This is a genomic window from Phenylobacterium sp. (assembly GCF_044371015.1).
Taxonomy (GTDB): Bacteria; Pseudomonadota; Alphaproteobacteria; order Caulobacterales; family Caulobacteraceae; genus Phenylobacterium.
This window is the reverse complement of the sequence record NZ_JBILUK010000266.1, coordinates 1-4,097: the sequence shown is the minus strand read 5'-3', so window position 1 is coordinate 4,097 and position 4,097 is coordinate 1. Positions and strand designations below refer to the sequence as shown.

The window sequence follows — 4,097 nt, the reverse complement described above, 5'->3', positions numbered from 1 at the left end:
CGAGCGCGGCGGGGATCGCAGGGATCCTGGGCAGCGCAATGGGCGCCGCGCAGCGTCCCGCGGCCGCGCCATCGATGGCGCCGGCGACGGGCGGTGTGAACCCGGCGGCGGTGCAGCAGGCCATCGCCATCTGCGTGAGGAGCGCTGCCGGAGATCCCGCCGTGATCCAGAAGTGCCTGGCGATCGCCAGCGCGGCGCCGGCCACGACGCCGCGACCTGCCTTTGCGCCCACGCCCGGCCAGGTGGTCACTCCGTCCCTGATGGCCGGCGATACCGCGGCGCGGGCCACCCACCAGGCCGGAGTAGGATATCAGGCCTGCGTGGCCTCTGGCGTCGACTGGCAGACCTGCGTGAGGCGAATGAACGGCGGTCAGTAGCGAAGCTCGCTCGAAAGCCGATTTTTCCGGTCCGACCCTGGAACTCGCATGCGGTCTGCGGGTTACACCCATGCCGGAGCACCCCCGGCGATGACGATCCCCGAGGCCAGTCACGCGGGCCTCTATAGCGGCGCGGAGAGCACCCCCTCCGCGCCGCTTGTCGTTTGTGTGTCGAAGGGGCTTCACAAGCGGCTCGAAACCGAATATCTGCGGCGGCTCGCGAAAATACCTCCCGATTCACATCTCTTCGATGCGGCCTTCGCGCGTGCAGGCCCCGAGGCATGGTCCCGCCCTCTGACCATGCGAAGGGGCGCTCCCGACGACACGGGGAGCATTCCGGCGTCCGGCGTCCCACTGGGACTGCTGAGGGTGGACGCGGAAGACAGCATTCTGCGCCGGGAGTCCGTCTCCCTGGCGTGCGCAAGGGATCAATATGACGCAGTCCTTCACCGGCAAGAAGCGGATCCGCAAGTCGTTCGGCCGCATCCCCGAAGCGGTGGCGATGCCGAACCTGATCGAGGTTCAGCGTTCGTCCTATGAGCAGTTCCTGCAGCGCGAAGTGCGCTCGAACGTGCGTCGCGACGAGGGGATCGAGGCGGTTTTCAAGTCGGTCTTCCCGATCAAGGATTTCAACGAGCGCGCGGTGCTCGAATATGTCTCCTACGAGTTCGAGGAGCCGAAGTACGACGTCGAGGAATGCGTCCAGCGCGACATGACCTATGCCGCGCCGCTGAAGGTCAAGCTGCGCCTCATCGTGTTCGAAACGGATGAGGAGACGGGGGCCCGCTCGGTCAAGGACATCAAGGAGCAGGACGTCTACATGGGCGACATCCCGCTCATGACGGAGAAGGGCACCTTCATCGTCAACGGGACCCAGCGCGTGATCGTCAGCCAGATGCACCGTTCGCCGGGCGTCTTCTTCGACCACGACAAGGGCAAGACCCACGCGTCGGGTAAACTGTTGTTCGCGGCCCGGGTGATCCCCTATCGCGGCAGCTGGCTCGATTTCGAGTTCGACGCCAAGGACATCGTCTATGTCCGTATCGACCGCCGCCGAAAGCTGCCGGCCTCCACCTTCCTGATGGCGCTGGGCATGGACGGCGAGGAAATCCTCGCGACCTTCTACGACAGCCTGCCCTACGAAAAGCGCGGCGATGGCTGGGCGACGCCCTACAAGGCCGACCGCTGGCGCGGCGTGAAGCCCGAATTCCCGCTGATGGACGCCGACACCGGCGAGGAAGTGGCGCCGGCCGGCCAGAAGCTCTCGGCGCGTAACGCCAAGAAGCTGGCCGACAACGGCCTGAAGACCCTGCTGCTGGCGCCCGAAGCGCTGACGGGGCGCTATCTGGCCCGCGATCTGGTGAACTTCGAAACCGGCGAAATCTATGCCGAGGCCGGCGACGAGCTGGACCCTGAGGCGCTGGCCAAGCTGGTGGAGCTGGGCTTCTCCACCCTGGACGTGCTGGACATCGACGATGTCACGGTCGGCGCCTACATGCGCAACACGCTGCGAGTGGACAAGAACACGCTGCGGGAAGATGCGCTGTTCGACATCTATCGCGTGATGCGTCCGGGCGAGCCTCCGACGGTGGAAGCCGCCGAGGCGATGTTCAAGAGCCTGTTCTTCGACGGCGAGCGCTATGACCTTTCGTCGGTCGGCCGTGTGAAGATGAACATGCGTCTCGAGCTCGACTGCCCGGACGACGTGCGCATCCTGCGCAAGGACGACGTAATCGAAGTGCTGCGCACCCTGGTCGGGCTGCGCGACGGCCGCGGCGAAATCGACGATATCGACAACCTGGGCAATCGTCGGGTGCGTTCGGTCGGCGAACTGCTGGAAAACCAGTACCGTGTCGGCCTGCTTCGCATGGAGCGGGCGATCAAGGAGCGGATGTCGAGCGTTGATATCGACACGGTGATGCCGCACGACTTGATCAACGCCAAGCCGGCGGCGGCGGCGGTCCGGGAGTTCTTCGGGTCCTCGCAGCTCTCGCAGTTCATGGACCAGACCAATCCGCTGTCGGAAATCACCCACAAGCGGCGTCTCTCAGCGCTCGGTCCGGGCGGCCTGACCCGCGAGCGCGCCGGCTTCGAAGTGCGCGACGTGCACCCGACTCACTATGGCCGGATCTGCCCGATCGAGACGCCTGAAGGTCCGAACATCGGCCTGATCAACTCGCTCGCCACCCACGCTGTGGTGAACAAGTACGGCTTCATCGAGAGCCCCTATCGGCGGATCAAGGACGGCAAGACCACCGAAGAGGTGGTCTACATGTCGGCAATGGAGGAGGCGAAGCACGTCATCGCCCAGGCCAACATCAAGCTCGACAAGGGTTCCATCGTGGAAGACCTGGTCCCGGGCCGGATCAACGGCGAACCGGGCCTCTTGCCGCGCGATCAGGTCGATCTGATGGACGTGTCGCCCAAGCAGGTGGTCTCGGTCGCGGCCTCGCTGATCCCGTTCCTGGAGAACGACGACGCCAATCGGGCCCTGATGGGTTCGAACATGCAGAAGCAGGCCGTGCCGCTGATCCAGTCGGACGCGCCGCTGGTCGGCACCGGCATGGAAAGCGTGGTGGCCGTCGACTCCGGCGCCGTTGTCGTGGCCCGTCGCACCGGCGTGGTCGAGCAGATCGACGGCACCCGGATCGTCATTCGCGCGACGGAGGAAACCGATCCGTCCAAGCCCGGCGTCGACATCTATCGCCTGCAGAAGTTCCAGCGCTCGAACACCTCGACCTGCATCAACCAGCGTCCGCTGGTGCGGGTGGGCGACACCGTGGCGGTGGGCGACGTGATCGCCGACGGCCCCTCGACGGAGCTCGGCGAACTGGCCCTGGGCCGCAACGTGCTGGTCGCGTTCATGCCCTGGAACGGCTACAACTTCGAGGACTCGATCCTGATCTCCGAACGCATCGTTCGCGATGACGTGTTCACTTCGATCCATATCGAAGAGTTCGAGGTCATGGCCCGGGACACCAAGCTGGGTCCGGAAGAGATCACCCGCGATATCCCCAACGTCGGCGAGGAAGCCCTTCGCAACCTCGACGAGGCCGGGATCGTGGCCATCGGCGCCGAGATCATGCCGGGCGACATTCTGGTCGGGAAGGTGACGCCGAAAGGCGAAAGCCCCATGACGCCGGAAGAGAAGCTGCTGCGCGCGATCTTCGGTGAGAAGGCCTCAGACGTTCGCGACACCTCCCTCCGTCTGCCGCCGGGCGTGACCGGCACTGTGGTCGAGGTGCGGGTGTTCAACCGACATGGCGTGGACAAGGACGAACGCGCTCTGGCCATTGAACGGGCCGAGATCGATCGCCTGGGCAAGGACCGTGACGATGAATTCGCGATCCTGAACCGCAACATGCAGAGCCGCCTGCGGGCGCTCATCGTCGGCAAGTCGGCCGTGCAGGGTCCCAAGGGCCTGGGCCGCGGCGAGGTGACGACCGAGAAGCTGGACGAGATCGCGCCCGGCCTCTGGTGGCAGATCGCGCTCGACGACGAAAAGGCGATGGGCGAGCTCGAAGCTCTGCGCAAGCAGTTCGACGACGCGCGCAAGCGCCTGGATCGCCGCTTCGAGGACAAGGTCGACAAGCTGCAGCGGGGCGACGAACTGCCCCCCGGCGTGATGAAGATGGTCAAGGTGTTCGTGGCGGTAAAGCGCAAGCTGCAGCCGGGCGACAAGATGGCCGGCCGTCACGGCAACAAGGGGGTGATCTCCAA

Annotated in this window: 2 protein-coding genes; both read left to right on the top strand. The window is 65.4% G+C overall.

Annotation, left to right across the window (positions count from 1 at the left end):
* Window positions 1–377: hypothetical protein (locus tag ACIQ3R_RS15990; RefSeq protein WP_397419849.1), on the top strand; the 377-nt coding region annotated here is incomplete at its 5' end.
* A gap of 433 nt (window positions 378–810) precedes the next feature.
* The coding region (gene rpoB, locus ACIQ3R_RS15985) for a DNA-directed RNA polymerase subunit beta (protein ID WP_397419848.1) at window positions 811–4,097 on the top strand (3,287 nt) is incomplete at its 3' end.